Origin of the sequence: Streptomyces sp. SCUT-3, from assembly GCF_014083985.1 — a bacterium.
Lineage (GTDB): Bacteria > Actinomycetota > Actinomycetes > Streptomycetales > Streptomycetaceae > Streptomyces_H > Streptomyces_H thermolineatus.
This window is the reverse complement of record NZ_CP046907.1, coordinates 916,761-940,629: the sequence shown is the minus strand read 5'-3', so window position 1 is coordinate 940,629 and position 23,869 is coordinate 916,761. Positions and strand designations below refer to the sequence as shown.

The window sequence follows — 23,869 nt, the reverse complement described above, 5'->3', positions numbered from 1 at the left end:
CGGCCGAGACGTGATCCGCCCGTCCGCGCCGTCCGGGCCGCGGACGGGCAGAACACCGTTGTGCGGTCGGTTCAGCGGTGCCGGGCGTGACGGTTGCGGGTCACGAACGCGATCACCAGGCCCGTGCCCACCAGCAGACCGACGATGCCGATCATCTCCGTCAGCCCGGGTGTGCCGGTGTTCGCCAGCGAACCCCCGCCTCCACCGGCCGGCGGGGCCGGGCGGTCGGCAGGCGGCGCCGGGCGGTCGGCAGGCGGCGCGGGCGGCGGCGGTGCGGAAGCCGCGGGCGGCGTCGGTGTCGGTGTCGGTGTGGGAGTCGGGGTCGGGGTCGGGGTCGGCGCTTGCTTCGGGATGTACACCCCGGCGTCGATCGTGTGGTCGACCCCGCCCGGCTTGTCCGGCGCCGTGACGGGCGCGTAGCCGTTGCACAGCGGCCCGGTGGTCGGCGGGGTCACATTGGAGTCGTGCGCACGGTCGGCACCGGCCCGCGGGAGCGTGAACCTCAGCTCGCTCGCCGGGGGCTGCTCGGGCACCTGGCCGGTGTCCGCGGTGCACACGTCGAACTGCACCGTGTACTTCGCGCCCGGCGTCAGCTCGTACTCGGCGCCGACACCGCCGAAGTAGTACTCGCCGGCGGCATTGGTCCTGGTCGTGGCGACCTGTTTGCCGTCCGCGTCCAGCAGGTTGATCGTCGCCCCCGGCAGCAGTACGTGTTCCGGGTCCTGGATCCCGTTGCGGTCGCCGTCGAACCACACGACGTTGCCGATCTGGACCGGTGCGTTCGCCGCCGCGTACGCGATGTCACCGAGCCCGCCCGCCTTGCCGAACCCGCCTTGTGCCCGGCTGACGAACTGGAACCCGTTGGCGGTCGGGTTGTTGCCCGGGCCCTCACCGGTCGCGATGTCGTGGTATCCGGTCCCCGAGGTCGCGACGTCGCGGACCGGGTCGAACTCCGTGCTGACGACCCACTGCTGCTGCGGGATGTAGGCCACCGACCCCAGCGCGGTCTCCTGGTGCGCGTTGGCGTAGAAGTCGCCCGGGAAGTATTCGACGACGTCGGCGGCCTGGCCGCCGTTGTTGGCGGGGGTGGCGTGGTTGGGACAGCTCCCGGTGCCCTCCCAGTGGTATTCACCGGTGGGAGTGGCGCAGACCATGGTGATGTCACCACCGGACATGCCGCTTTCCGCCGTGTCGTTCCCCGGGCGGGGATCCAGCCCTCCCCAGCTGAGCACGTCCATGAACCGGTCGCGGAAACCCAGGATCATCGAGCCGTCGCGGGCGAAGGCGAGGGAGGCCAGCTCCGGCTGCGGGTCGATGAAGACGTTGCCCGACTTCCGGTCGTCCCACGTCTCCAGGTCGGTGTTCCACGGGTTCCAGTGGGTGGCCCTGTCGCCGGGGCCGAAGACGCTGCCGCGTTCGGCCGTGAGCGGGTGGCTCAGCACCGTGGTGAACCGCTTGCCGTCGTAGGTGGAGACGAAGGCTTTCAGATCCGCGCGCCGCTGCGTGCTCTCCGCGCTGCACACGCCGCCGACGTGCAGCGTGTTGTTGTGGACCTGGAGGCCGAACGGCCGCCAGTCGTCGGGGCTCGCGCACCCCGGGTCCGGGATCGGGACCGTCGACCCGGGCGCCGTGGCGGTGTCCCCCGTCGCGTCGAAGCTCACCAGGCTGCGGGTCCGCAGGTTCACCGCGTACAGCGTGGAGCCGTCGTCCGACAGGGCCAGGCCGCCGATGCTCTCCTTGCCCGGCGCGTCGGTGAACCCCGGATCCTTGATCATGTTGGCGGTGTCGTGCCGCGTCACCGCGGCGTCCGGCACCCGCGCGAACAGCTTCGGCGCACCCGAGCCGTCGACCGGCACCGTGTAGATCGCGCCCCCGCCCTGCGGCCCGTACGGGGCGTACCGGCGGGCGAACGCGCTCTGGAACAGCCGGGTCCGGTACTTGTCGTACGCCAACCCGAACGTCGTGCCCACCTGGTCCTGCGTGGCCAGCGTGGTCGGGCACGCCGTGTCGGTGGGGCACGTGCCCCGGACCTTCGTGCCGAACGCCACCAACGCCCGGTTGTCGGTCCCGTTGGCGCCGTTGTGGATCGGCACGAAGTACCGCGAGTCCGGCAGTGCGTAGTCGGCCGGGTTCCACACCCCCGTCACCACCGAGGCGTTCTTTCCCTCCGACACGTCCACGAACGACGTGAAGCTGTCGAAGTGGTTCTCCGCCGTCGAGGCGGGCGCCGCCCGCAGGTAGCCGCTGTACGGCGCCGGGATGCCGACGTCGACGCGGTACCGGCCGCCGTTCAGCGCGGCCGATTGCGACACCACGACCTTTCCGGTGACGTCCGTGACGCCGGTGACGGCGTGCCCGGCGGGGTCGGAGACCTTCACCCGCATACCCCGCTGCGGCACGTCCATCGTCGTGTTGATCACGCCGGTGCCGAAGAAGTCGCGCAGTACCTGAACCGTCAGCGTGCCGTCGGCGGCCGAAGCGGCGGCCGGTCCGGCCGTCCTTCCCACGGCGCCGCCCGCCAGCAGGAGAACGGACAACGCGATGCGCGCCGGTGGCCCCACGCGCCTCCGGGCCAACCGGCGCGAGTCTCTGCCGAGTCGGTTCATGGCATCACACTCCATATTTCTCTTGTCGTGAGAACGAAGCACTTGCTTCTCGCTGTACGTCCACTTCGGGACGCCGGGCGCAGACGCCGGTCGCGAACAGCACGGAAGAAAAAGGGCCCACTGCTGTTGTGTGGACCGCTTTGCGATGATCGTATGAAGATATTTTCTTTGAGTTGCAGGCATTGCGGGTCAGGAAAGCGAACGCGCGTTCGCAATCTCGGTCAGGACCACCCCGGGTTGCGCGTTTGTGCAGCTCAATCACGGTGTCTTCGCCCCCGACCCGCCCCGACCCGCCCCGAACTCGCCGACCGTCGTCGCGGGCAGCGCGCGATATCGTATCCCCCGAAGTCTCGCCGTCGCCAGTGGAACTTCTCGCATTGTCGGAATCCGCGACAGCCTTCGGGCGTCCGACGAATGGCGACCGGAAGAACGTGCGACATTGAAGCAATGGCTGAATCCGGTCCCGTCGAATCCGCGCCGCCCGGGGGAAAATGCAGGTGGAAGCGGGAGCCGGCCATGGCCTGTATCCGGCTCTTCCCGTCCACGCGGAACAGCGGAGCCCGCCGGATCCGCTACACGGTCGACTGCGACAGCCCGTCTCCTTGCTTTTGGCCCGGAAGACTAGACTCGCCGGAATGAGCGGTTCGGGGGGAAGCGCGGGTGCGTTGCGGGTCCGTGCGACGGCGGCCGGGGCCGCGACGGTGACGGTGACCGCCGGACTGGCGACCAGGGCGGTTGCCGAGGGGGACGCGGCCGAGTACGCCGGGGACGCGCTCTACACCGTCCTCGTCCACGCCCTGGTCGTCCTGGTCGTGCCCCGGGTGCGGCCCGCGGTGGCGGCCGGGATCGCACTGGCGTTCAGCTGGGCGGTGGAGTTCCTGCAACTCACCGGAATACCCGCGGACCTGTCCCGGCACAGCGTTCTCGCCCGGCTCGTGCTGGGCTCCACCTTCAACGCGCCCGACCTGTTCTGGTACGCGGCGGGCGCCGCGGCCGGATGGCTCGTCCACACGGCGGTCGCGAAGCGGCGGCGGAACGTCGACGGGGAGCGGTGACGGCGCAACCCGTGACGGCGCAACCCGTGACGGCGCGACTGTGACGGATCCGGTGTCCGCAGCCGCAGGAACAGTGAAGATCCTTTGCGGACGGCCGCCGCGGAGGTGGTCGGGGCCGTGATGCTCCGCCATAGTGTTTCCGGCGGAACGACGGGCGGGACACCGACACCCCGCCCGCACACCACGGGGGTGATCGAAGGATGACGGAATTCTCCGCGGAAGCCTCGTCGATCGACGGAAGCGCGCACCTGCTGATCGAGATCGCCGGCCTGCTGCACGCCGGCCGGCTCGACGGGGACACCGGTACGGCGGCGCGGGCACCGCGCTCCCACCAGGACGTGGGCAGGAAGGTCGAGGAGTTCGCTAAGTTCGCCGACGACCAGTACCAGGACCTGGTCGCCCTGCTGACGGCCCTGTCCACCAAACTCAAGGCCACCGGCAGCAACTACGTCCGGGTGGACGGCAAGGTCCAGGCCGACCTGGACAAGATCCTCGGTGCGGGGCAGTACGTGGCCCCCGGGGACCGGTGACCGGCCATGGCCTACCACGCTGACGTCGAGCACATCGAGAAGTGCACGCCGGCCCTGATCGAGCGCAACGCGGCCGAGTTCGGCCGGATGAGGGAACTGCTGGAATCCGTGGAGCCGGCGGTGAAGAAGGCGCGCGGCACGCAGTGGGAGAGCGAGGCCCGCGAGGGCTTCGACCAGCGGCTGACGCAGGTGGCCGGGCTGGTGACCCACCTCGCCGAGGGGTTCCAGCTGGCCCGCAACGCCCTGCTGCGCTACGCCGACGCCGTGGAGCTGGCGCAGTCGCAGCTCAAGGACGGGATCACGGCCGAGGAGGAACTGGACCGGCTGGTCTCCTCGGTGGCCAAGGCGATCACCCCCACGGCGCAGGCGGCGGAGCCGATGCGGCGCTGGGAGGACATCCGGGCCACCACCGGCTTCTGGGACTGGGTCGCCGAGATCGGAGTGGACGCCGACTCCATCCGCGAGGACGCCAACCGGGTGCACGGCGACGCGGACGCCGCGTTCGGCCGGGCGCTGAAGACCGAGGAGGACGCCCGGCGCGAGTGCGTGGCCAAGCTCGCCGCGGCCCACGCGGCCCTGCCCGACTTCCGCGGCGGGGACTTCGCCGACGGCGAGGACCTCAAGGGCTGGGTCACCTCGCTCCTCGACGAGGAGACCCAGGCGAAGAACGACCCCAACGTCCACCTGAAGGGCGACGACCCGGACAAGGACCCGTTCTCCGGCGCGGGCGACGCCAAGGTCTCCCCGGCCCTGCAGGAGATCCGCAACCGGCTCAAGTCCCTGCCGGAGGGCGAAAGCCTTTGGCTGATGGACGAGTTGGACCGCGAGCAGTGGATCAGGGACAACAAGGAGCTGATCACGGCGGCGGCGGAGGAGAACGGTCTGCCTCCGGACCTGCTGGCCGGCATCGCCCTGAAGGAGGTCGGCGGCAAGCCCTACATCTTCGACAACATCACCGAGACCGCGCGCGAACTCGCCGAGGGCGACCTGAGCCCGATCACGCCGGAGAACCTGCCCGGACCGCTCGGCGGTGACCGCGACAACACCTCCTACGGTCCGATGGCCGTGCAGATCCGGCGCGCGGCGGAAGTCCTCGGCTACGACCCGGAGCACCTCTCCGAGGAGCAGCGCGACGAGATCCGCGGCGCCCTGCAGGACCCGGCGCAGAACCTCTTCATCTCGGCCAAGTACCTGGCCGACCTGAAGGCGGAGAGCTCCGCCGTCGACGTCCCTCCGGAGCAGATGACCCCGGAGCAGTACAAGGAGATGGCCTCCCGCTACAACGGCGGCCCCTACTGGCAGAACAACCAGGCACAGGCGTACGGGCAGGACTTCGAGGCCAACCTGGACAAGGCGAGGCGGGCACTGCAGTGAGCACTGGCCCGGCGGAAGGCGGCCCGGCGGGAAACCGCCGGGCGGAGGGGGATCCGGCGGCACCGGCACCGGCACCGGCACCGGCACCGGGACCGGGTCCGGGACCGACACCTGCACCTGCACCGCGCACGGCGTCGAGAGCCGCCTCCGTACTGAGCGCGGTGGTGCTGGTGGCGCTGAACCTGCTGGCCGCCTGCTGTGTGCTCCTGGCGTTCGTCATGGTCCCCGAGGACCGGTGGGACCGGGACGCCCTGGACGGCGCAGGGATCGGCGCACTGCTGGGCATGGGGGTGGCGGTGGCGACGGCGGCACTGACCGTCCTGCCGGTGGCCCTGCGGTGGCTGGGCCGCAGGTGGTTCGCGGCCCCGGCGGCCCTGTTCGTCCTCGCCGCGGCCCGCTACGCCTGGGTGAGCCAGGTCTACGACCCCTGGTGATCCCGTCCCGGGCGGAGCACGCGGCAAGCGCGTGGTGAGCGGGTGGTGAGCGGGTCGCCGTGCTGGAGGACCCGCTCGGGCGGCTTCCCCCCACCACGCCGGGGGACGCCGACCCGTGGGCCGAGGCCGGTTTCCTGGCCCGGACCCGACGCACGGCCCACGTCCCCCGCGGCTCCGCCGTACACCGGACGAAGCCGTGGAGGGGGGCCGCACGGTGCAGGGGAGCGGTCGTTCCCGCATCGTGCGGTCCCCGGCTCCCGGCGCCGGTGGGGCCGGGTTTTCCGGCCGGACGGATGGATAGAACCGTTGCATGGCTGAGGTGTTGCACGGGGGGCGCCGGCGCGCGGACGGTCCGGCCGGGCGGGAGCCCGTAGCCGGTGCGACCGGTCTCCCCGGTCTCCCCGGTCTCCCCGGTCTCCCCAGTCTCCCCGGACTCTCCGGTCTCCCCGGACCGGCTGGAGCCGCCGGCACGCCGTACCCGTGGGCGCTGCCCGAAGTGCTGGGCCAACTGCCGCCCGACACCGGCAAGGTGATCGGCCGGGAGGCCGAGACGCGCCGGGCGTTGGAGAGCCTGCGGCCCGTGAGCGCCCCGGCGGACCCGGAGCCGGAGCCGGGCCCGGGGGAGCGGGCGGGGGCCCGCGGGGAAACGCGCGCAGCGGCCGACCTCGTCGTCACGGGGCCGCCGGGGGCGGGCAGGACGGCCTTCGCCTGCCACGTGGCACGCACCGCGTACAACAAGGGCTGGTTCGGCGGCATCCTGTACGTGGACCTGCACGACGGCGGAACGCACCTGCCAGACGGCACGAAGCCCGGGAACCGGACCGCCCGCGACAGTGACAGCGGCGGCGGTTCCGGCGACCGTGCCGCGCACTACGCGCTCGGAGCGCTCCTGCGCTCACTGGGAGCCGGACCCGAACGCGTACCGGCACGGCGGGCGGAACGCGCCGCCCTCTACCGGGACATGCTCGCTCACCGCGCGCGGACGGGGAGCCGCCCGCTCCTGGTGGTCGTTGACGGCGCGTCCGACGCAGGGCAGGTACTGCCGCTGGTCCCGCCCGACGGGGCCGCCCGGATGCTTGTGGCCGGACGCGGCCCGCTGCCGGGAGTCGAAGGACCCTGCCGCCTGGACCTCGGCCCCCTCCCGCTGGAGGACGCGGCGACCCTGATGACGGAGATCGTCACCTGCGCCGACCCCTCCGACCCGCGTACGCTCACCGACCCGGGCGCCCTCCGGGAGGCGGCCGAACTGTGCGGCCGGCTGCCGCTCGCCCTGGCCGTCGCGGCGACCGCCCTCGTCGACAGACCGCGTACGACGGTGCGGAAACTGGCGGACGAACTGGGGAAGGCCGCGGCCCGGCAGCGGACACGCCCCGCCGCGGACGCCGCAGCAGATCCCGGCGCGTCAGGCCCCGGCCCGTCAGGTCCCGGCGCGTCAGGTCCCGGCGCGTCAGGTCCCGGCCCGTCGGAGCCCGGCCCGCGACACCCCGACCCCCCGGGGCTGCGGGCGGCGTTCGACCTCGCCCACCGCCGACTCGCGGACGACGACCGGCGGCTGCTGCGGCTGCTGTCGCTGCATCCCGGCCCCCACCTGGGCGTCGACGCGGTGGCAACCCTGGCTGACCTCGACCGGGCCGACGCCAGGAAGCGGCTGGAGACCCTGCGCCGGGCCCGGCTCCTGCGGGTCTGCGCACCCTACGAGGGCTACCGGCTCCCGGACCCGGTCCGCCGGTACGCGGCGGACCGGGCGGGCACGGACGGCTCGGCGGCGGAACTCGCCACCGCACGCGGACGGCTGCTCGCGCACTGGGCCGCCACCGTCCACGAGGCCGATCGCAGACTGCGCGGCCACCGCGACCTGGACGAGGCCCGCACGGGCGTCCCCCGAGGAGTGTTCCCCGCCCTCGGCGAGGCCGTGCGGTGGCTGGACGCCGAACGGCCCGCCCTGGTGGCCGCCGTGCGGTACGCCCACGGCGCGGGGGAGCACCGCCACGCCCTCGACCTCGCCCGCGGCCTCACCGCCTTCCTCGACCTGCGCGGCCACCGCGACGACTGGGAGGCCGTCCACCTGACGGCGGCGGAGGCGGCGCGGGCTTCGGACGACCGGCCCGCACTGGCCGGACTCCTCGAGGCCCTCGGCAGGTGCCGGATGCAGCAAGGACTCCTCGCCGAGGCGGCCGGCTGCTGGGCCGGGGCCGAACGCGCCCACCGGGAGACCGGGGACGAACGGGGACGGCAACGGGCGCGCGGCCTGATCCTGTCCGCCCTCCAGGAGGACGACCGCACCGGCGAGGGCGAGAGCGCCGCCGGGGACAGGGAGAGGACCGGGGACGGTCCCGGGCCCGGAAACCGCGGGGCCGCGGCCGGGGGCGTCCCCCTGCTCACGGCTGCCCTGGAGGCGTACGACCTGCCCGGGGACGGCCCGGTGCGTGCTGCCCTCCTCGACCGGCTCGGTGCCCTCCGCCTGCGCCGCCAGGAGCACGACGCCGCACTGCGGTGCCACCGGGAAGCCCTCCGTTTGCGAGAGGGCGCGGAGGCCGCGGAGGGCGCGGACGCGGTGGGGGACGCGGGACGGTCACTGCTCGGCCTGGGCAACGTCCACCGGGCACGCGGTGCGGCGGACGAGGCGCTGCGCGCCTACGGTCGGGCGGCGGAGTGCTTCCGGGAGGCGGGAGACCGCGAGGGCGAGGCCCGGGCCCGTTACAACAGCGGGCTGCTGCACATCGACGTGCCCGGTGTCCGTGCTCTGCGCGGCCTGCGCCTGACCCGGCAGGACTGGAGGTCGGCGGCCGGACTGCTGCGGCGCGAGGACGTGCGGCAGGCCCGCCGCGTGGAGGAGGACCTGGCGGCCCTCGGCGGCCTCTCCGGACGGTGGACGGCCCTGCGCGGGCACCCGTTCCGGCCGCTCCCGCCCCCGGCCCCCCTGCCGGTCGCCGCCCCGTCCCTGCCCCGCGCTCGCGGCGGCGACGCCCCGCCGGGCGCAGCGGCCGGCCCGCCGCCCGGAGGCCCCCGCGCAGTGCGGAGCCCCGAACGCCTCGACTCCGAACCCTTCGGCCCCGAACACCTCAGCCGCGGCCGCTCAGAACCCGAACTGCCCGAGGACGCCCACGCGCTCGCGCACGCCCTCGACCCCGCCGCGAGCTATCACGGCGAAGGAAGCTCCGTCGAACCCGAGGAGTACCGCGGCCCGACCGTCGGGCACTGGTGACGGTCCGGGCCGGCGCACCGATGAGGCACCGCCCGCCGTACCGCCGTCCGCGGCGGGCCGCAAAAGCAAAGGCAAGGAGCGCAACCGCTCCTTGCCACTCTCAAGCTATAGCGCACCGGGGGGCTTGCGGCAAGACCCCGGTGGTGCCGCAGAATCGCCGGCCTGAGCGAGGATCTGCGGAAACGGGGATTGTGATGATTGACGTGATCGTCGTCGGCGGCGGGCCGACCGGGCTGATGCTGGCCGCCGAGTTGCGGCTGCACGACGTGCAGGTGGTCGTCCTGGAGAGGCTGGCCGAGCCGACCGGGCAGTCCCGCGGGCAGGGCCTGCACGCGCGCAGCGTCGAGATGATGGACCAGCGCGGTCTGCTGGACCGGTTCCTCGCGGTCGGTGAGAAGTTCCGGGTCGGCGGTCTCTTCGGCGGCATCGCCAAGCCGTGGCCGGACCGGCTGGACACGGCGCACCCCTACGGGCTCGCCGTCCCGCAGCCCGTCACCGAGCGGCTGCTCGACGAGCGCGCCCTCGAACTCGGCACCGAGATCCGGCGCGGCCGCGAAGTGGTCGGACTGAGCCAGGACGAGGACGGGGTGACCGTCGAACTGGCCGAGAAGGGAGCCCCTGCGGGCGGGGGCGTGGCCGGCGGGGAAGGCACGCGGCTGCGCTCGCGCTACCTCGTCGGCTGCGACGGCGGCCGCAGCACGGTGCGCAGACTGCTCGGCGTCGGCTTCCCCGGCGAGCCCGCCACGGTCGAGACGCTGCTGGGCGAGATGGAGTTGACCGAGGACCCGGAGACGGTCGCCGCCGTCGTCGAGGAGGTCCGCAGGACCCAGCTGCGGTTCGGCGCCGTCCCCCAGGAGGGCGGAAGGTACCGCCTGGTCGTGCCCGCCGACGGCGTGGCCGAGGACCGCGCGGCCCCGCCGACCCTCGAGGAGTTCAAGCGGCAACTGCGGGCCGTCGCGGGCACCGACTTCGGCGCGCACTCGCCGCGCTGGCTCTCCCGCTTCGGCGACGCCACCCGGCAGGCCGAGCGCTACCGGGTCGGCCGGGTGCTGCTGGCCGGCGACGCGGCGCACATCCACCCGCCGACCGGCGGCCAGGGACTCAACCTCGGCATCCAGGACGCGTTCAACCTCGGCTGGAAACTGGCCGCCGAGGTCAACGGCTGGGCACCGGAAGGACTGCTGGACAGCTACCACGCCGAACGGCACCCGGTGGGCGCACGCGTACTGGACAACACCCGCGCGCAGATCACACTGCTGGGGACCGACCCGGGCGCGACCGCGCTGCGGGAGCTGTTCTCGAAGCTGATGGACTTCGAGGAGGTGAACCGGTACGTGACCGGGATGATCACCGCGGTCGGGGTCCGCTACGACTTCGGCGAGGGCCACGCACTGCTCGGCCGGCGCCTGCGTGACGTGGTGCTGAAGCAGGGACGCCTCTACGAGCTGATGCGCGGCGGCCGCGGGCTGCTGCTCGACCGGACCAGCCGGCTCTCGGTGGAGGGCTGGACGGACCGGGTCGACCACGTCGTCGACGACGGCGACGAGCCGGACGTCCCCGCGGTGCTGCTGAGGCCGGACGGCCACGTGGCGTGGACCGGCGAGGACCAGCAGGACCTCCTCGGCGTACTGCAGAAGTGGTTCGGCGCCGCCGCCGTGTGAGCACGCGGAGGCGGCCCGACGGGCGGGACCCTGACAGGGACGCTGCTGCACCGCCGGAGGAACGCGCCCCACGAGCGCGAACCGCTGCCGGCGTTCCCGAAGCCGGTGAGCGTCCCGCCGAACTCCCGCGTCCCCCACCCGGACGTCCTCCGGCCGGTGGTTCCGTGGGCCGGTTCCGGAATGCGCGACCGCGCGGTGCGAGGGGTCGCACCGCGCGGTCGCGGGACGGGCGGCTCCGGCCCGGGCCGAGGGCCCGGCGGAGGGTCAGGCGCGGCGGAGCTTGCGGGCGGTGCCGGTGATCAGACCGTCCGCCTTCAGCGCCTCCAGGTCGGCGTCGAGGGCCGCGGTGACCTCCTTGCTCGCACGGCCCCACCCGAAGACGGCGACCAGCTCCGACTGGAGGGCGGCCCGGCTGACGCCGTCCTCGCCCAGCAGCGCGACGATCGCGGCGCGGCGCTCGGACGGGGCGACCTGCCCCGCCTTGCGCCGGAGCGCGTCGACCGGGGTGCGGACCGGGACGGGACCGGTGCGGTCGGTGCGGTCGACGAACTCGCCGTCCCGCTCGACCCCGCCGTCCTCGGCCATGCGCTCCAGGACGTTCTCCATGCTCTCCTTGATGCGCGCGCCCATGCGGGCCACGCCCCACGCCTCACGGGCGCGCAGGAAGAGCAGGTCCTGGTGGATCGGTCCCTCGACCGCGAGGATCTCGCGGAAGACGGAGACCAGGGCCTCCTGGGCCTTGGCCGTGTGCAGGGCCGGCCGGGGCTCCTCGGGCACGGCGGGCGCGGAGACCACGTACGGCGTCCACCGGCCGTCGGCGGCTGCCGGCACCTCGGCGGTGTCGGCGGTGACGGTGGCGTCGGCGGTGTCGGCGGGCGCCGTCTCGACCGGAGCCGTCTCGACGGCTGCCGTCTCGGCCGGAGCCGTTCCGGCGGGCGCGGTCCCGGGGTCGCCCGCGGCGTCGTCAGCCACGACGGGAGCGGGCTCGTCGGCGGCAGCCTCCGGTGCCGGCACCTCCGCGGGCGGGGCCGCGGCGGGCTCGGGCTCCGATGCGGCCACCGTGACCGGCTCCTCGGCCACGGGCTCCGGTGCGGCCTCGCCCGCAGGCCCCTCGGCAACGGGCTCGGCCGGAGTGTCGGTGTCGTCGGCAGCGGCAGGGCTTTCGGCAACGGTGTCGTCGGCGTCGGTGCTGACGGCGCTGTCGTCAGCGGTGTCGACCGCGACCCGGGTGCCCTCGTCGGTGTTGTCACCGTCGGCGTTGTCGGTGTCGGTGTCGGTCGTGTCGCTGTGGACGGCGCCCGCCGGGGTCTCGTCCGCCGGGGTTCCGTCGGCGGGGATCTCGTCCGCCGGGGTCTCGTCGGCGGGGGCGACGGCGGCATCGTTGCCGGTGCCGGCGTCGGCCGGTTCCGCGGCGAGGAGACCGGCGGACAGGACCGGCTGCCCGGCGTCGGGGACGATCAGGGACCTGCCCCTGTAGAGGCAGGAGAGCGTCTCCGCCGTGTGGGGGCGGAGGTCCTCGTCGAGGAACACCACGTCGAAGCGGTGGTCGGCGGGCAGGGAGCGGACGGCGGCCGAAGGCGTCGTCAGGAAGCAGGGGGTGAGCAGCGGGACGACGTCCCGGCACTCCTCCATCAGGCGGCGGACCGGCATGTGCCCGCTCTCCTTGGCGGCTTCCCGCTCGATGACGGCGACCTGGTCGGCGTGGGCCCGCAGGGCCTCGGCGGCGGCGAGGTCGGCGGGCGGCACCTCCGTGCCGGCGTCCGTGCCGGTCTCCGCCCCGGGGGCGGAGGCCAGCCGCTCGTCGTCGGCGGTCGTCCTGTCGGCCCAGGCGCGCAGGACCGCGCGCTCCAGCGCCTCGGGGAAGTCCCCGGGGGCACGTCGCCGGAGGCGGCCGCCTCCGGCAGGCCGCCCAGCCCGTGCTCGGCCAGGACGGCGACGGCCCTGCGGTGGGCGTGCCACTCGTGCGGACCGGTGCGGTCCCCGGCCAGGGGGGCCAGGGCGGCGCGGGCGTCGGCGGCCAGCGCGGCCTCCAGCCCGGCGGCGCGCTCGGCGTCGAAGCGGCCGAGCAGCTGTCCGACCGCCGTGCGCCAGGCGCCCAGGCGCTCGCCCAGGACCGGGTCGGGCTTCGCGGCCAGGAGGGCGGAGGCCGCGTTCTCGGGCAGGCCGCCGGGGAGACCGGCCTCCTGCCGGGCCCGGCGGGCCCATGCCAGGGCGGCGGCCGCGGCCGCGTGGTCGTCGCCGAGGGGGCCGAACAGCGGCTCGTCCCCGGCCTCGGAGCCCGCGGCTCCGGCGGTGCGGGCCCGTTCCACCAGCTCGACGGCCTCGCGGGCCTCGCCGACGGTCGACTCCGTCGACGGCGCCACGGCCGCCCACGAGACCTCGCCCTCCGACTCGGCGCCGGCCAGGGAACGCGCGACGACGTCGTCGACCGTCTCGGCCAGCTCGGCGGCGGCCCGCAGCGGCGCGACGTGCGCGGCGCACCAGGCGGCGGCGTCGGCCGGGGGGACGAGGGCCAGGGCGGACAGGTCGGGCCGTCCCGCCGGGGTGTCCGGGGCGAGGGAGGCGTGCCAGGTCAGCAGGTCGGTGCGGATCCGCGCGGCCGTCGCGACGGCCGAGGACTGCGGGGTTCCGCCGGAGGCCACCAGCGCGGTGAGCGCGGCGGGGTCGTCGACCTCGGGGGCGAGGACGGAGACGCGCTCCGCGGTGTCGACCAGGGCCCGCAGGGCCTCGAAGTCGGTCTCCTCGCCCTGCCAGTGCGCGGCCAGGAGGCCGGCGTGCTCCTGCCCGGCCTGCTCCAGCTTCCGGTGCGCCCGCTGCCACGCCACCGCCGACGGCAGCTCACGGGGCAGGTCCTTGCTCCAGGTGCCCGTGCCCGCCAGGGACGCCAGGGTCTTCTTGTCGGCGCGGTAGGCGCCGGACAGCCGCCCGCGCAGGCCGCGGTAGCGGTCGGCGAAGCGCTCGGCGAGGGCCTCGAGCCCGTCCTCCTCCAGCACCTGCGGCCCGAAGGTGCGCACGGCCTCGCCGCGCGCGGCCTGCAGCCCGGCGACCGCCTGCTCCAGGGTGTCCACGGCGGCGCGTGCGGCGGCGCGGCCCTCGTCGGTGAGCCAGGACGCGTCCGGCTTGTGCTCGGCGGCCGACAGTTCGACCAGGTCGCACAGGGCGACGGCCTGCGCGTGGGTCCTCGGGGTGGGAACGCCGTACAGCCGTGCCACGTCCAGCAGGGCGGCGGCGTGGCGGCGCAGCAGGGGCGCGTCGGCCTCCAGCCGCTCGGCGAGGGCGCGGGCCTGCGCCGCGGTCAGCCCGGACAGCACGTCGGGGTCGAGCCGCGCGTCCCGCACGGTGCTCCCGTCCGCGTCCGTGCCGTTCCCCGCGTCCGTGTCCGTGCCGTTCTCAGCGGCAGCGTCGGCGTCGTTCTCGGCGTCGGCGTCGGCGTCCGGGTCTGCGTCCGGCTCCGTGGCCGTGTCCGTGCCGAGGTCGACGGGCAGGGTCCGCCAGGCGGGGCCGAGCCGCTCCGCGGCGGCCCGCTCGGCCTCCTGCACCTCCTGGGTGCTCCGCTCGGCGTCCTCGGTGCGGCGCTCCAGCTCGTCGAGGTCGCCCCCGGTCAGCCACTGCGCGGGCACCTCGGGACGGTCCTCGCACAGGGACAGCAGGGCGTGCAGGCGCTCGGCGAGGGCCGGGCCGGTCGCGTCCGTCGCCCCGGCCAGGTCCGCGTGCTCGTGCACGGCGGACTCCAGCTGCTCGAGCGCGTCCAGGGCGGCGTCGGCGGCGCGCAGCGCACCGGCCTCCACGTTCCCCTCGGAGGCACCGGCCTCCGCGGTGGCGTCGGCCAGGCCGCGCCAGACGAACCCGTCGCCCTCCCGCAGCGGCCGCCAGGCCGCGGACAGCGAACGCGCGGCGTCGAGCAGCTCCTCCAGCGCCTCGGCGCTCAGCCGCGAGGCGTCCCAGCCGGACGGCAGGGTCTGCGCGGGGGCGTCCTCCAGGTCGGCCAGCCGCTCCCGCACCTCGTTCAGGGAGCGGCCCAGCGGCTGCCGGACCTCCTCCAGGGCCGCACCCAGGCCGGCCCGGGCGCCGGCCCGCTCCAGCAGGGCGAGACGTCCCGCCAGGGAGGCGGCGAGGGCCCGCACGACCTCCTTGTTCCCGGCGGAGCGGCCGTACAGGGGCAGGAGGCGGTCCGTCAGGCCCGCGTCGGCGAGGCGCTCGCGCACGACCTCCAGGGCCGCCGCCCTGCGGCCGGCCAGGAGCACGGTGCGGCCCTGCCCCAGCAGCGCGGCGACGGCGTCCGCCACCGCCGCGGCGCGGTCCCCGGACCCGCTGTCGGAGGCGTCCGAGGCGCCGGAGGAATCGGGGGAGCCGGGGGCGCCGTCCGACAGCGCGAACACCCCGCCGTCGGACGGTTCGAAGGAGTAGCCGTGCGGTGCCGGGGCGGGGCGCTCACCGCGTACGGCCGCCCGCACCGGCGGGGCGGCCGCGACGGCCTCCCAGTTCTTCAGCAGGTCCTGGAAGGCGGTCTCCGCGCGGTGCTCGAACAGGGACAGCACAGCCCGCTCGGTGACCGTCCACCCGCCCGCCGGGTCCTTCAGCGCCGCGTCCAGCGCCTCCGCGGCCTTGGCCGGATCGTCCAGGTCGAGCTTCCCCGAGGTGCTCAGGAGCACGGCCAGAGCCGGTTGAGGACCGGTCCCGCGCCCTCGACCACGACCAGGCGGCGTTCGCCGCCCTCGGGGCCCTCCAGCTCCACCGGCAGCAGGTACAGGGGCGCGGTGAAGCGCAGCTCCGTGCCGGGCAGGGTTCCCTCGACGATGCGGGCGCCCAGGTGCAGGGTCCACGTGCCGTGCTCGTCGAACACCTGCCGGGCGGAGCGGTACAGGCTGTCCAGGACGGACTGCGGCGAGGACTGCCCGTCCTGCCCGCCCGCCCGCACGACCAGCCGCGCCGGGCCGCCGGCGGCGTCGGCGCGGGGGGAGGGGAGGCGGGGCACGCCGTCGGTGATCCGCGGGATCGCGGTGGGCTGCGCGACGGCCGGGCCGCCCGCGGTGTCCCGGGTCGTCCCGGCGTCCGCGGTCCCGGCGGCGCCCCGGTCCGCTGCGGCGTCCGCCGTCTCCGGGACCAGGACCCACCCGGCGCCGGTGCCGCCCAGCAGGGCGTCCGGGCCGGGGGCGAGGATCTCCAGGGAGGGGGCGGGGCTGTGCCCGACGCCGAGAAGCCGATTGCGGGTGCCGGGGTCGGTCAGCGAATCGCGCCAGTCCTCCAGGACCTTGTGCAACGACAGACCGGAGGGGACGACCGGCTGTTGGGTGCTTGGCATCAGGCAATGACTCCTACGCAGTACACGGTCTGCCGGCCGAACCGCGGACGGCCGGGACTTACCTTATGGGGGCTGTTCCTTCGCAAGAAATCCGTACTTCTCCGCAACGGGGAGGATGGCCGCCTTCGTCCGGACGGAGTAGGGAGGGGGCGCGACGCCGCGTCATGCCTGCCCGGTGCGGGACTCCGGAGTGCTGGCGCATCCGGGCACCGCCCGCGGTCCGCCGATGCGTCCGGCGGACCCGCGCGGCAGCGTACCGCGTCGGCGGGGGGACACTCGCAGGTGCCCGCCACGTGGGCGTGTGCGCCGCACCGTGCAATCCGGCACATCACGGCCGCCGCACTCTGCCGCCGGATGCCTGCGAGCCCGGACGCCCGCGAGCCCGCCGGGCCGGGGCACCGGTGCGGGGGCCGACGCCGCGAGCCGTCCGGAAGGGGGGCGGTTTGCCGCGGAAGGCGCGCTCTGCCACCCTCCCCTGTTATGAACGACGCTCCTCGCACCGGCGGCTACTCGGTCCCCTCCGGACGCCCCCACCTGCTGCGCGAGGTGCACGCCAAGCTGAGCGCGCTCGACGACCGGGTGGGTGCCCTGTGGCAGGGGGCCGACCCGCTGGAGTTCGACGCGATCGCCGACGACCTGCACGCGGCGTTCCGCAGCGCCGCGGGCCTGGCGCCCCCCAGGAGCCGCACCGGCTGCCCCCAGCACCCCGACGGCGCGGTCGACCCCGAGGCGCCGGTCGGCTGGAGCCGCTGCCTGCTCTGCAACACCCGGCGGCGGATGCGCGAGCGCGTCGTGCCGCCCCCCGCCGAGCGGCAGAACCGGATGGGCTACCCCGTCCCCGAGCCGCCCTACACCCTCGAGTCCCTGAACGGGTACATGCGCCGCATCAACAACCTGCAGTGCAACCTGGAGATCACCTCCCCGGAGGAGGAGTTCGCGGAGCTGGCCGACCTGGTGCACCAGGCGTTCATCGTGGCCCGGGAACTGTCCCGGCCGCGCAGCGCCTCCGGCTGCCCCCGGCACCCGGGAGCCCCCATGGAACCCGTCGGGGAGGACGCCCCCGTGGTCCCCGACGAGGACCGGTGCCTGTTCTGCGCGGGGGAGCGCCGCCGGGCCCGGGCCCAGGGCGCGCCGACCGTGATGCCGAGGCGCAGGCCGGGACTGCCCAGGATTTCCCGCCGCTTCCCGCGCCCGGTCCTGCCCGGCCCCGCCGTTCCCCCGGAGCGGCACGGCCGTTCCGGGCCGCCGCCGCACTGAGGACGAGTCCCGGCGGGACGGTGCCGCAGGGGGCCGGGGCCCGCCCGGCGGGTCAGGACGGGGCGAGTTCCAGTTCGCCGACGCTCTGGTCCCCGCTCGTCTCTCCCGTGAGCCGGAACCCGAGCCCAAGGTAGAAGCCTTCGGGGCCGTCGTCGCCGGGGTGCCAGGTCGCCGTCAGGCGGGTGCCGCCACGGCGGCGGATCTCGTCGGCCACCGCCCGGACCGCGAAGCGGCCGTAGCCGCGGCCCTGCTCACCGGCCGCGATGTTCAGGCGCCACAGGCCCGAGCGGACGTCGGTGCCGGTGCCGTCACCGGCGAAGTCGATGTCGAAGAAGGCCATCAGGAAGCCGACGGTCCGGTCGCCGTCCATGACGAGCCGGGGCCAGGCGGTGCCGGGGTGCACGTACGCCTCGGCGAGGGACTTGACGACCGGAGCGACCAGGTGCTCCTGGTCGGGGCGCACTCTCAGGGCGATCGCGGCGTCGAGGTTGGCGGGAGTGACCTTCTCCAGGCGGGGCGGGGTGATCATGCGGGAAGCCTCGGGGAGGCGGACCCGGAGGGCAAAGGGTTTACGGCGCCGCGAGCGGGGTGCGCAGGCCGCCCGGTGTGCCTTCGGCGCTGCACGGGCACCGGGCTCCGGTCCGGAACCCGACGGCGGCGGCGTACGTCTCCCTGCCCACGGCCGTGCCGGAGGCCCTGGCCCGAAGCAGCCGCGGGACCGGCCGGACAGGTCGTAGGCTGCGGGCGTGACCGATGCGCAGACGCCCCCTCAAGAACTCCTGGAACAGGTTTCCCGCGCACACGCACGGGTGCTGGGACTGCTCGACGGACGGGACGACGGGTGGGTGCGTGCGGACACGGCCCTGCCCGGGTGGACGCGGGGCCACGTCCTCAAGCACCTGGCGGACAACGCACGCGCCCTCGACCGGCAGGCCCGCTTCGCGCTGCAGGACCGGCTCGTCGACGTGTACGACGGCGGCCCGGAGGGGCGCGACCTGTCGATCGAACAGGGCGCATCCCTCCCCCTGGCGCGGCTCCGGGAGGAACTGGAGTCGGCCCAGCAGGACCTGGAGGACACCTGGGCCCTGCTGACGGCGGAGGACTGGAGGCGCCCGGTGAGCTTCCGCAACGCCACGGTGCTGGACACCGTGCCGGCCCGGTGGAGGGAGGCGGAGATCCACGCCGTCGACCTCGCGTCCGGCTGCCGGCCCCGCGACTGGCCGCTGCCGTTCGCCCTGCACGCCCTGGACTTCCTGTCCGCCAGGGCCCCGGAAGGCGTCCGGCTGGTCCTGCGGGCCACCGACCACGACTTCGCCGAAGCCCTGGGGACGGGCGCGACGGTCGAGGTCTCCGGAACGGTGCGCGACCTCGCGGCCTGGACGGCCGGCCGAAGCACCGACGGCCCCCTGCACACGTCCGCCGGGGAGCTGCCGGAGCTGGGCCCGTGGCCCGCGGCCTCCGCCCCCGCGCGCTGAGCACCGGACCGCTCCCGCCCGGCCCGTTCCCGGCCCGCCCGTTCCCGTGCGGTCAGCCGCCCGTCACGACCAGGCGGTAGCCGTGGTCGACGCTCTCCGCGGACAGCAGGTCGGCGTGGCGGCGCGCCCAGGAGCCGGACGCCAGATCGGCACGCAGCCGTTCCACGGCCGCCCCGACCACCTCGGCCAGGGCGGGACAGCGGCCGTGCTCCGTCTCCCGGATCTCCGGGAGGTACTCCGAGACCATCCACAACTCCCGCTCGTGGCCCGGATCCCAGGTGAAGACCGTCTGCCGCCGTGACACCCGGCCCATCTCCGCCGGGCCGCGTCGTGCGTCGGACCAGTGGTGAACGGTCATCACCGCCATGACGGTGTCGAACTGCCGCTCGACGAAGGGAAGTTCCTCGGCGACTGCGCGCGCCTCGCGGGGGCCGGGGTGCTGGTCGAGCCTCACCTGAGAGGGGTCCACCGCGGTCACCTCGGCGTCCGCCGGCCCGTACGAGCCCGCCTCGGCACCGATGTTGACGACAGTGCGGGCCCCGGCCAGGGCCTCGCCGATCAGCGAGGCAGGCCGGGGGTCAGGCCGCCGCACCTCTCGGTAGCCGACCCCGATGCGGTCGTAGGTCGCCGACCTGCCGCCGTGCGCTCCTGACGTCATGCCCGGCATCCCACCAGCAGCCGCTGCCCGCCCTCAAGAGCGGTCCTCTCCGTGTGCAGGCAAGGGAGCGCGGTTCCTACCACCGAAGCGGGCTGCTGGACAGCCTTGCTCCGGTCACCGACGCCGCCGCTCCCCAACTCGTGTGGCCTACAAGGTCTGATAGTTTTGCGATTGGTTACACCAAGGCAATAGAGCGTCACTGAAAGTGACGCCTTGTCGGACTTAACGGGGAATTTCACTCATGAGTGGCGACTTACGCCCTGATCTTGATTCACAGCAGCCGAGCCTGACTCCACCGAGCACGCCGGGAACGGGGCACCTGACTCCGCCCGGGGCTGTGGGTACTGCGCAGATCGATGATCCTGCTTCGTTGAAGAAGGCCGGGAACAACGCGAACGAGTTGGCCGGCCGCTTGAATGCCGACGGCAAGCACGCCGAGGACGACACGGCCCACGCGGTCAAGGCTCTCAAGGGCGAGCACTGGCACGGGGCTCTGGGCAGCACCCTGGACACCGTGCTGGACACCTGGTCCCGGCAGACCGCCTCCTTGGTTCGCAAGTGCCGTGACATCCACAGCAAGTGCACTGCCACTGCGGACAACTACACCAGGACCGAGAGGGAGAACACCGCCGCCTTCTCCACGACGACCAAGCAGAGCCCCTTCGGCTGAGGAGCCCGTCGCCATGCCCGACTACGAGCAGCTCTACCACCTGAACATCGGAGCGCTGAAGGCGGCTGCCGAGAGCTGGGGCGAGATGGCCCGCAAGCTCAAGAGCCTCGACCACGCCATGGACAACGAGGTCGTCAAACCTTTTCAAGCAGCCGGCTGGACCAGCGCCGACCGCACCTCCGACCATGCCGCGAGCCTGATCAAGACGACCGGCAAGGAGTTCTCCGACGCCGCCACCGAGGCCAAAGCCATCGCTGACATCCTCGACGAGGCACACTCCACGTTGAAGAAGTGCAAGGAGGACCTGCACGAACTCGCCGGACCCGAGGCGAAGAAGAACCTGCTGCACGTCAGCGGCACCGGGATCGTCAGGTACCAGGAGGGCAAGTCGGTTGCCGACAACCCCGACGCTCCGCTTGACCACTACTACTCCACCGCGCTGGCGATGGAGCAGGAGAACATCGACAAGTTCGTCAACCGCATCAACAAGGTCCTCGCTCGCGCCCAGGAGGCGGACGAGACCGCTTCCTGGGCGCTGAAACGGAACGTGGGGAGCAAGAAGGACGACTTCAACTCCCGGGTTCACAGTACCTTCGACTCTGCCGACGCCGGCCGTGCTCTCCAGCTTGCCCAAAAGGGCAAAGAAATGTCCGACAAGGATCTGAAAGAGTTCAACGGACTCCTTAAGGCGAACCGCAACGACAAGGAGTTCGCCGAGAAGTTCGCCGTGGGCATGGGGGGCAGGGGGACGCTCGAGTTCTGGTCCGAGATGGCGGACCCCCGGCTGGAACTTTATGGGACCAGCGCTCCGGACGAGAAGCGGACCGTCCTCCTGGAGGAACTTCAGAAGAACCTGGGGACCACCCTCGCCACCGCCACGCACGGGGACAGTGTGGCGATGAAGGCATGGGAGAAGGAAGTGATCGGCCTGGGGAACCAACGACTCGGAACCGAGCACGCTGCTAATCCTTACGGCTTCCAGGTGATGAGCAACCTGATGCGTCACGGGAAGTACGACACTGACTTCCTCAGTGAGTACGGGAAAGAACTCGTCAAGGTGGACAAGAGTTTCACCGGTGGCGTCACTCCCGGGCATCACTGGATCACAATGAGCCACTCCGACCTCAACTTCGGGGACGAGAACGACCGCGGAAATGATCCCATGACCGGCTTCATGGAGGCTTTGGGGCACAACCCGGAGGCAGCTACCGAATTCTTCTATTCGAAGGAGGGGGTTGAGGGTGAGAAGAGCAACCTCGACTACCTTCTCAAGGAACGCGATTGGCCGCACGACAACATTCTCGGCGCCAAATCCGAAGGAAAATCCGGGCACAATTCCCTCGGTCACGCACTGGAGGCGGCTGTCACGGGTCACCCCTATGACAGGCCACCCAACGGCAGCACACCGCCGCACAGTGCGGAGCGAGCCGCAGTGATGGAGGACGTCGTGAGTCTGGTCTCAAAGGATCCGGAAAAGGCGCACGCGGGGATGGCGGACAGCTTGGGAAGAATGGCTGCGGAGTACATGCCCGACATTCACCACGCGCTGGTGGGAGGCGGATCGGAGATGGAAAATCTGTACCCGCACGGAGAAAGTACAGGAGCTCACTTCAACAGCTCCGACATCACGCGCTTCCTGTATGAAGTCGGAAAGGACCCGGATGGGTACGCGGCGGTGAACTACGGACAGCACATCTACACTAGTGAGATTATCAACTACCATTTCTCCAATCCAGATTCTTACGGGCGCTCCACCGAAGACACCCTTAGGGAGGTTGCTGCGGGCGGTGGGCAGATAGAAGGGATTATTGGAGAGGCCAGAAGGAATGCGGTGGTGGAAGGGGCAATCGAAAGCGATAAGGAATTCAACGACTCTCTTGCTTCCGGTGGAGAGTGGGCCAAGGCTGCCATCGGAATAGGAATCGGTGTCGGTGTCGCGGGGGCGACTTCCCCGGTCGGGGGAGTCGTCGCAGGGGATTCCGCCAAAGCTATTAGCGGGGCAATAATCGACGGAATTATCGAAGGATTCGAAAAAGATACCAAGGATGGGGCGGTCTATCGTTCGGGGCTTGATAAGTCGGAAGCCGAAGAATCCACAACCTCAGTGATCAGGAATGCCGCTGCCAAGGCGGACGAAGAGAATCCCTCCGGAATGTCGCGCGCCGACCTCGAAGCCCTGGTTCGAGACGGCGTAAAAGACGGAATCGGCCAGGCCAATGACAGGATCAAAGACAATTTGCCCACGGGGGGAGAGTCCGGTGAATAATCTCGGGGGTGGGTGGAGGAAATTCACCGAAAAGAAACTTGTCGCAACAAGTTCGGTGGTCCTTGTGCTCGGGGTTTCGGCAGGCCTGTTGGCCGGTCGGACGGTATTTTCTCCGGACAGGGTGGCGCAGGTGGGTTACAGGGATCTCTGCGATGCGGACACTTTTTCGGTGGAAGATGTGGAAACGGTGAAGCGTGCGCTTCCCTCCGGTGTTGGCGTGGCTTCCAGTTGGAGAGTGAGGGATTACGGGAACTCCTTCTCGGTCAACTGCTCCATCTGGGTGCATGCTGCCGGCGGTCTGCACCTCCGGGCCGAGCTGAAAGAAGGCGGACTGGAAGACTGGAAGATGAGCCTGAAGAGGCAAGGCGACCTTGGGGGGTTCAATGACTCCCTGTCGTTCGACGGGGGAGGAGAGGGAATTTCTGGGAAAAGTCACGCTGCTGTTTATTTGAAGTGCACTCCGCCTGGTCAGGAAAGTCTCCCTGGTTTTAAAAGGATGAAAAATCCGCACCTTTCCGTGATCGCCTGGGGGGTGGATGCGGAAAATTTCCCCAAGTCCGGTGACGACTCCTATCGACGGGATATAGCGCGGCTTGCGGTGAGTATGACGGAAACTGCTCAGTCTGCTGTCGGGTGCACCGAAAACACCTCGATTCCTGAAGGAATCCCCGAGCTTGTCGAAGAGCGATGACCTTTTCGGTGCGGTCGGGCAGGGAAGCGGTTTTCCTGGAGGGCGGAGCGCCGACCGGGAAGATGCCCTGCCAGGGGTCCTGCTCTTCGTGAAGGGCACTGCAACAGAATCGGCTCCGGGAACGGCGCACGGTTCGCTGTCTCCCCGGGGTGCACCGGGCCGAGCCGTGTTGCTCGGCCCGGCCGGTGCTGCTCGGGATGCGGCGTCGTAGGTGCGGCGAACCGGGACCCGGAGTTCCGTCAGGCGTCTCCGGGGGTGGGCCGGGTGTCGGGGCGGGGGGCCGCGGGGGTGAGTGCGTGGCCGGTCGTGGCGTCGACGTGGGCGGGGATCTCGTCGTGGCGGTCGCCGACGCTGAGGGTGCCGGTGGGCTCGAACAGCAGGATCTCGGCGCCGTCGGGGGAGTACGGCTTGTGCTCGGTGCCGCAGGGGACGACGAACACGGAGTTCCGGCCGAGGGTCACCGTCCGCTCCCCGGCGGGCTCGCGCAGGGCGATGTGCAGTTCGCCCGAGAGCACCAGGAAGAACTCGTCGGTGTGCTCGTGGACGTGCCAGACGTGCTCGCCGGCGACCTTGGCGACGCGCACGTCGTAGTCGTTGACGCGGGTGACGACGCGGGGGCTCCACAGGGCGTCGAAGGAGGCCAGGGCCTGCGGCAGGGCGACGGGTTCGTTGTTCACGGGCCCAT

18 protein-coding genes are annotated in these 23,869 nt (G+C 72.6%); 11 read left to right on the top strand and 7 right to left on the bottom strand.

Going from position 1 to position 23,869, the window contains the following annotated elements; genetic code table 11:
* Positions 1-71: 71 nt before the first annotated feature.
* Entirely contained in the window at positions 72-2,507 is a 2,436-nt protein-coding gene (locus GQS52_RS04155; protein ID WP_259371033.1) for an SdrD B-like domain-containing protein, read from the bottom strand.
* 734 nt (positions 2,508-3,241) lie between these two features.
* Between GQS52_RS04155 and GQS52_RS04150 the strand changes: the two genes are divergently transcribed.
* From GQS52_RS04150 to rox, 6 genes are all read left to right on the top strand, one after another.
* Complete coding sequence (locus GQS52_RS04150) at positions 3,242-3,661, top strand: DUF2809 domain-containing protein (protein WP_182311710.1); 420 nt, start codon at positions 3,242-3,244, stop codon at positions 3,659-3,661.
* 200 nt (positions 3,662-3,861) lie between these two features.
* The gene (locus GQS52_RS04145) at positions 3,862-4,191 is read left to right on the top strand and encodes a hypothetical protein (RefSeq protein ID WP_182311709.1); all 330 of its coding nucleotides are present in this window, start codon (positions 3,862-3,864) and stop codon (positions 4,189-4,191) included.
* Positions 4,192-4,197: 6 nt separating this feature from the next.
* On the top strand, positions 4,198-5,565 hold the full coding sequence (locus tag GQS52_RS04140) for a hypothetical protein (RefSeq protein WP_182311708.1): 1,368 nt from the start codon (positions 4,198-4,200) through the stop codon (positions 5,563-5,565).
* A 161-nt stretch (positions 5,566-5,726) separates the two neighbouring features.
* A complete protein-coding gene (locus GQS52_RS04135) occupies positions 5,727-5,999 on the top strand; it encodes a hypothetical protein (protein WP_182311707.1) in 273 nt (90 codons plus the stop codon).
* 496 nt (positions 6,000-6,495) lie between these two features.
* On the top strand, positions 6,496-9,204 hold the full coding sequence (locus tag GQS52_RS28190) for a tetratricopeptide repeat protein (RefSeq protein WP_182311706.1): 2,709 nt from the start codon (positions 6,496-6,498) through the stop codon (positions 9,202-9,204).
* A gap of 194 nt (positions 9,205-9,398) precedes the next feature.
* Positions 9,399-10,865: a rifampin monooxygenase gene (gene rox, locus GQS52_RS04125; RefSeq protein ID WP_182311705.1), complete on the top strand. Its 1,467-nt coding sequence runs from the start codon at positions 9,399-9,401 to the stop codon at positions 10,863-10,865.
* A 264-nt stretch (positions 10,866-11,129) separates the two neighbouring features.
* On the opposite strand, the gene GQS52_RS04120 is transcribed toward rox, so the two are convergent.
* Genes GQS52_RS04120 through GQS52_RS04110 form a run of 3 tightly spaced genes read right to left on the bottom strand, consistent with a single transcriptional unit; the run spans position 11,130 to position 16,167 of the window.
* Positions 11,130-12,611: a DUF3320 domain-containing protein gene (locus GQS52_RS04120; RefSeq protein WP_182311704.1), complete on the bottom strand. Its 1,482-nt coding sequence runs from the start codon at positions 12,609-12,611 to the stop codon at positions 11,130-11,132.
* Positions 12,497-15,517: a hypothetical protein gene (locus tag GQS52_RS04115; protein WP_182311703.1), complete on the bottom strand. Its 3,021-nt coding sequence runs from the start codon at positions 15,515-15,517 to the stop codon at positions 12,497-12,499. The genes GQS52_RS04120 and GQS52_RS04115 overlap by 115 nt, the downstream gene beginning before the upstream one ends.
* Complete coding sequence (locus GQS52_RS04110) at positions 15,508-16,167, bottom strand: DUF4011 domain-containing protein (RefSeq protein ID WP_182311702.1); 660 nt, start codon at positions 16,165-16,167, stop codon at positions 15,508-15,510. Before GQS52_RS04110 ends, GQS52_RS04115 begins: the two co-directional genes overlap by 10 nt.
* A 480-nt stretch (positions 16,168-16,647) precedes the next feature.
* On the opposite strand from GQS52_RS04110, the gene GQS52_RS04105 reads away from it, so the two are divergent.
* Complete coding sequence (locus GQS52_RS04105) at positions 16,648-17,424, top strand: hypothetical protein (protein WP_182311701.1); 777 nt, start codon at positions 16,648-16,650, stop codon at positions 17,422-17,424.
* A 52-nt stretch (positions 17,425-17,476) separates the two neighbouring features.
* Here GQS52_RS04105 and GQS52_RS04100 read toward each other — a convergent pair whose 3' ends face one another.
* Positions 17,477-17,953, bottom strand: a complete 477-nt coding sequence (locus tag GQS52_RS04100) for a GNAT family N-acetyltransferase (protein WP_182311700.1) — start codon at positions 17,951-17,953, stop codon at positions 17,477-17,479.
* Between the two features lie 217 nt (positions 17,954-18,170).
* Here GQS52_RS04100 and GQS52_RS04095 point away from each other — a divergent pair, with 217 nt between their 5' ends.
* Entirely contained in the window at positions 18,171-18,899 is a 729-nt protein-coding gene (locus GQS52_RS04095) for a maleylpyruvate isomerase family mycothiol-dependent enzyme (protein ID WP_182311699.1), read from the top strand.
* Between the two features lie 52 nt (positions 18,900-18,951).
* Here the strand turns inward: GQS52_RS04095 and GQS52_RS04090 are convergent, their stop codons facing one another.
* Entirely contained in the window at positions 18,952-19,557 is a 606-nt protein-coding gene (locus tag GQS52_RS04090) for a class I SAM-dependent methyltransferase (protein WP_182311698.1), read from the bottom strand.
* Positions 19,558-19,927: 370 nt separating this feature from the next.
* On the opposite strand from GQS52_RS04090, the gene GQS52_RS04085 reads away from it, so the two are divergent.
* The 3 genes from GQS52_RS04085 (at position 19,928) to GQS52_RS04075 (ending at position 23,184) form a co-directional block, all read left to right on the top strand.
* Entirely contained in the window at positions 19,928-20,227 is a 300-nt protein-coding gene (locus tag GQS52_RS04085; protein ID WP_182311697.1) for a hypothetical protein, read from the top strand.
* Positions 20,228-20,240: 13 nt separating this feature from the next.
* A complete protein-coding gene (locus GQS52_RS04080) occupies positions 20,241-22,493 on the top strand; it encodes a DUF6571 family protein (RefSeq protein ID WP_182311696.1) in 2,253 nt (750 codons plus the stop codon).
* A 169-nt stretch (positions 22,494-22,662) separates the two neighbouring features.
* Positions 22,663-23,184, top strand: coding sequence for a hypothetical protein (locus tag GQS52_RS04075; protein WP_182311695.1), 522 nt, complete (start codon positions 22,663-22,665; stop codon positions 23,182-23,184).
* 239 nt (positions 23,185-23,423) lie between these two features.
* On the opposite strand, the gene GQS52_RS04070 is transcribed toward GQS52_RS04075, so the two are convergent.
* On the bottom strand, positions 23,424-23,861 hold the full coding sequence (locus GQS52_RS04070; protein WP_182311694.1) for a cupin domain-containing protein: 438 nt from the start codon (positions 23,859-23,861) through the stop codon (positions 23,424-23,426).
* Positions 23,862-23,869: the final 8 nt, after the last annotated feature.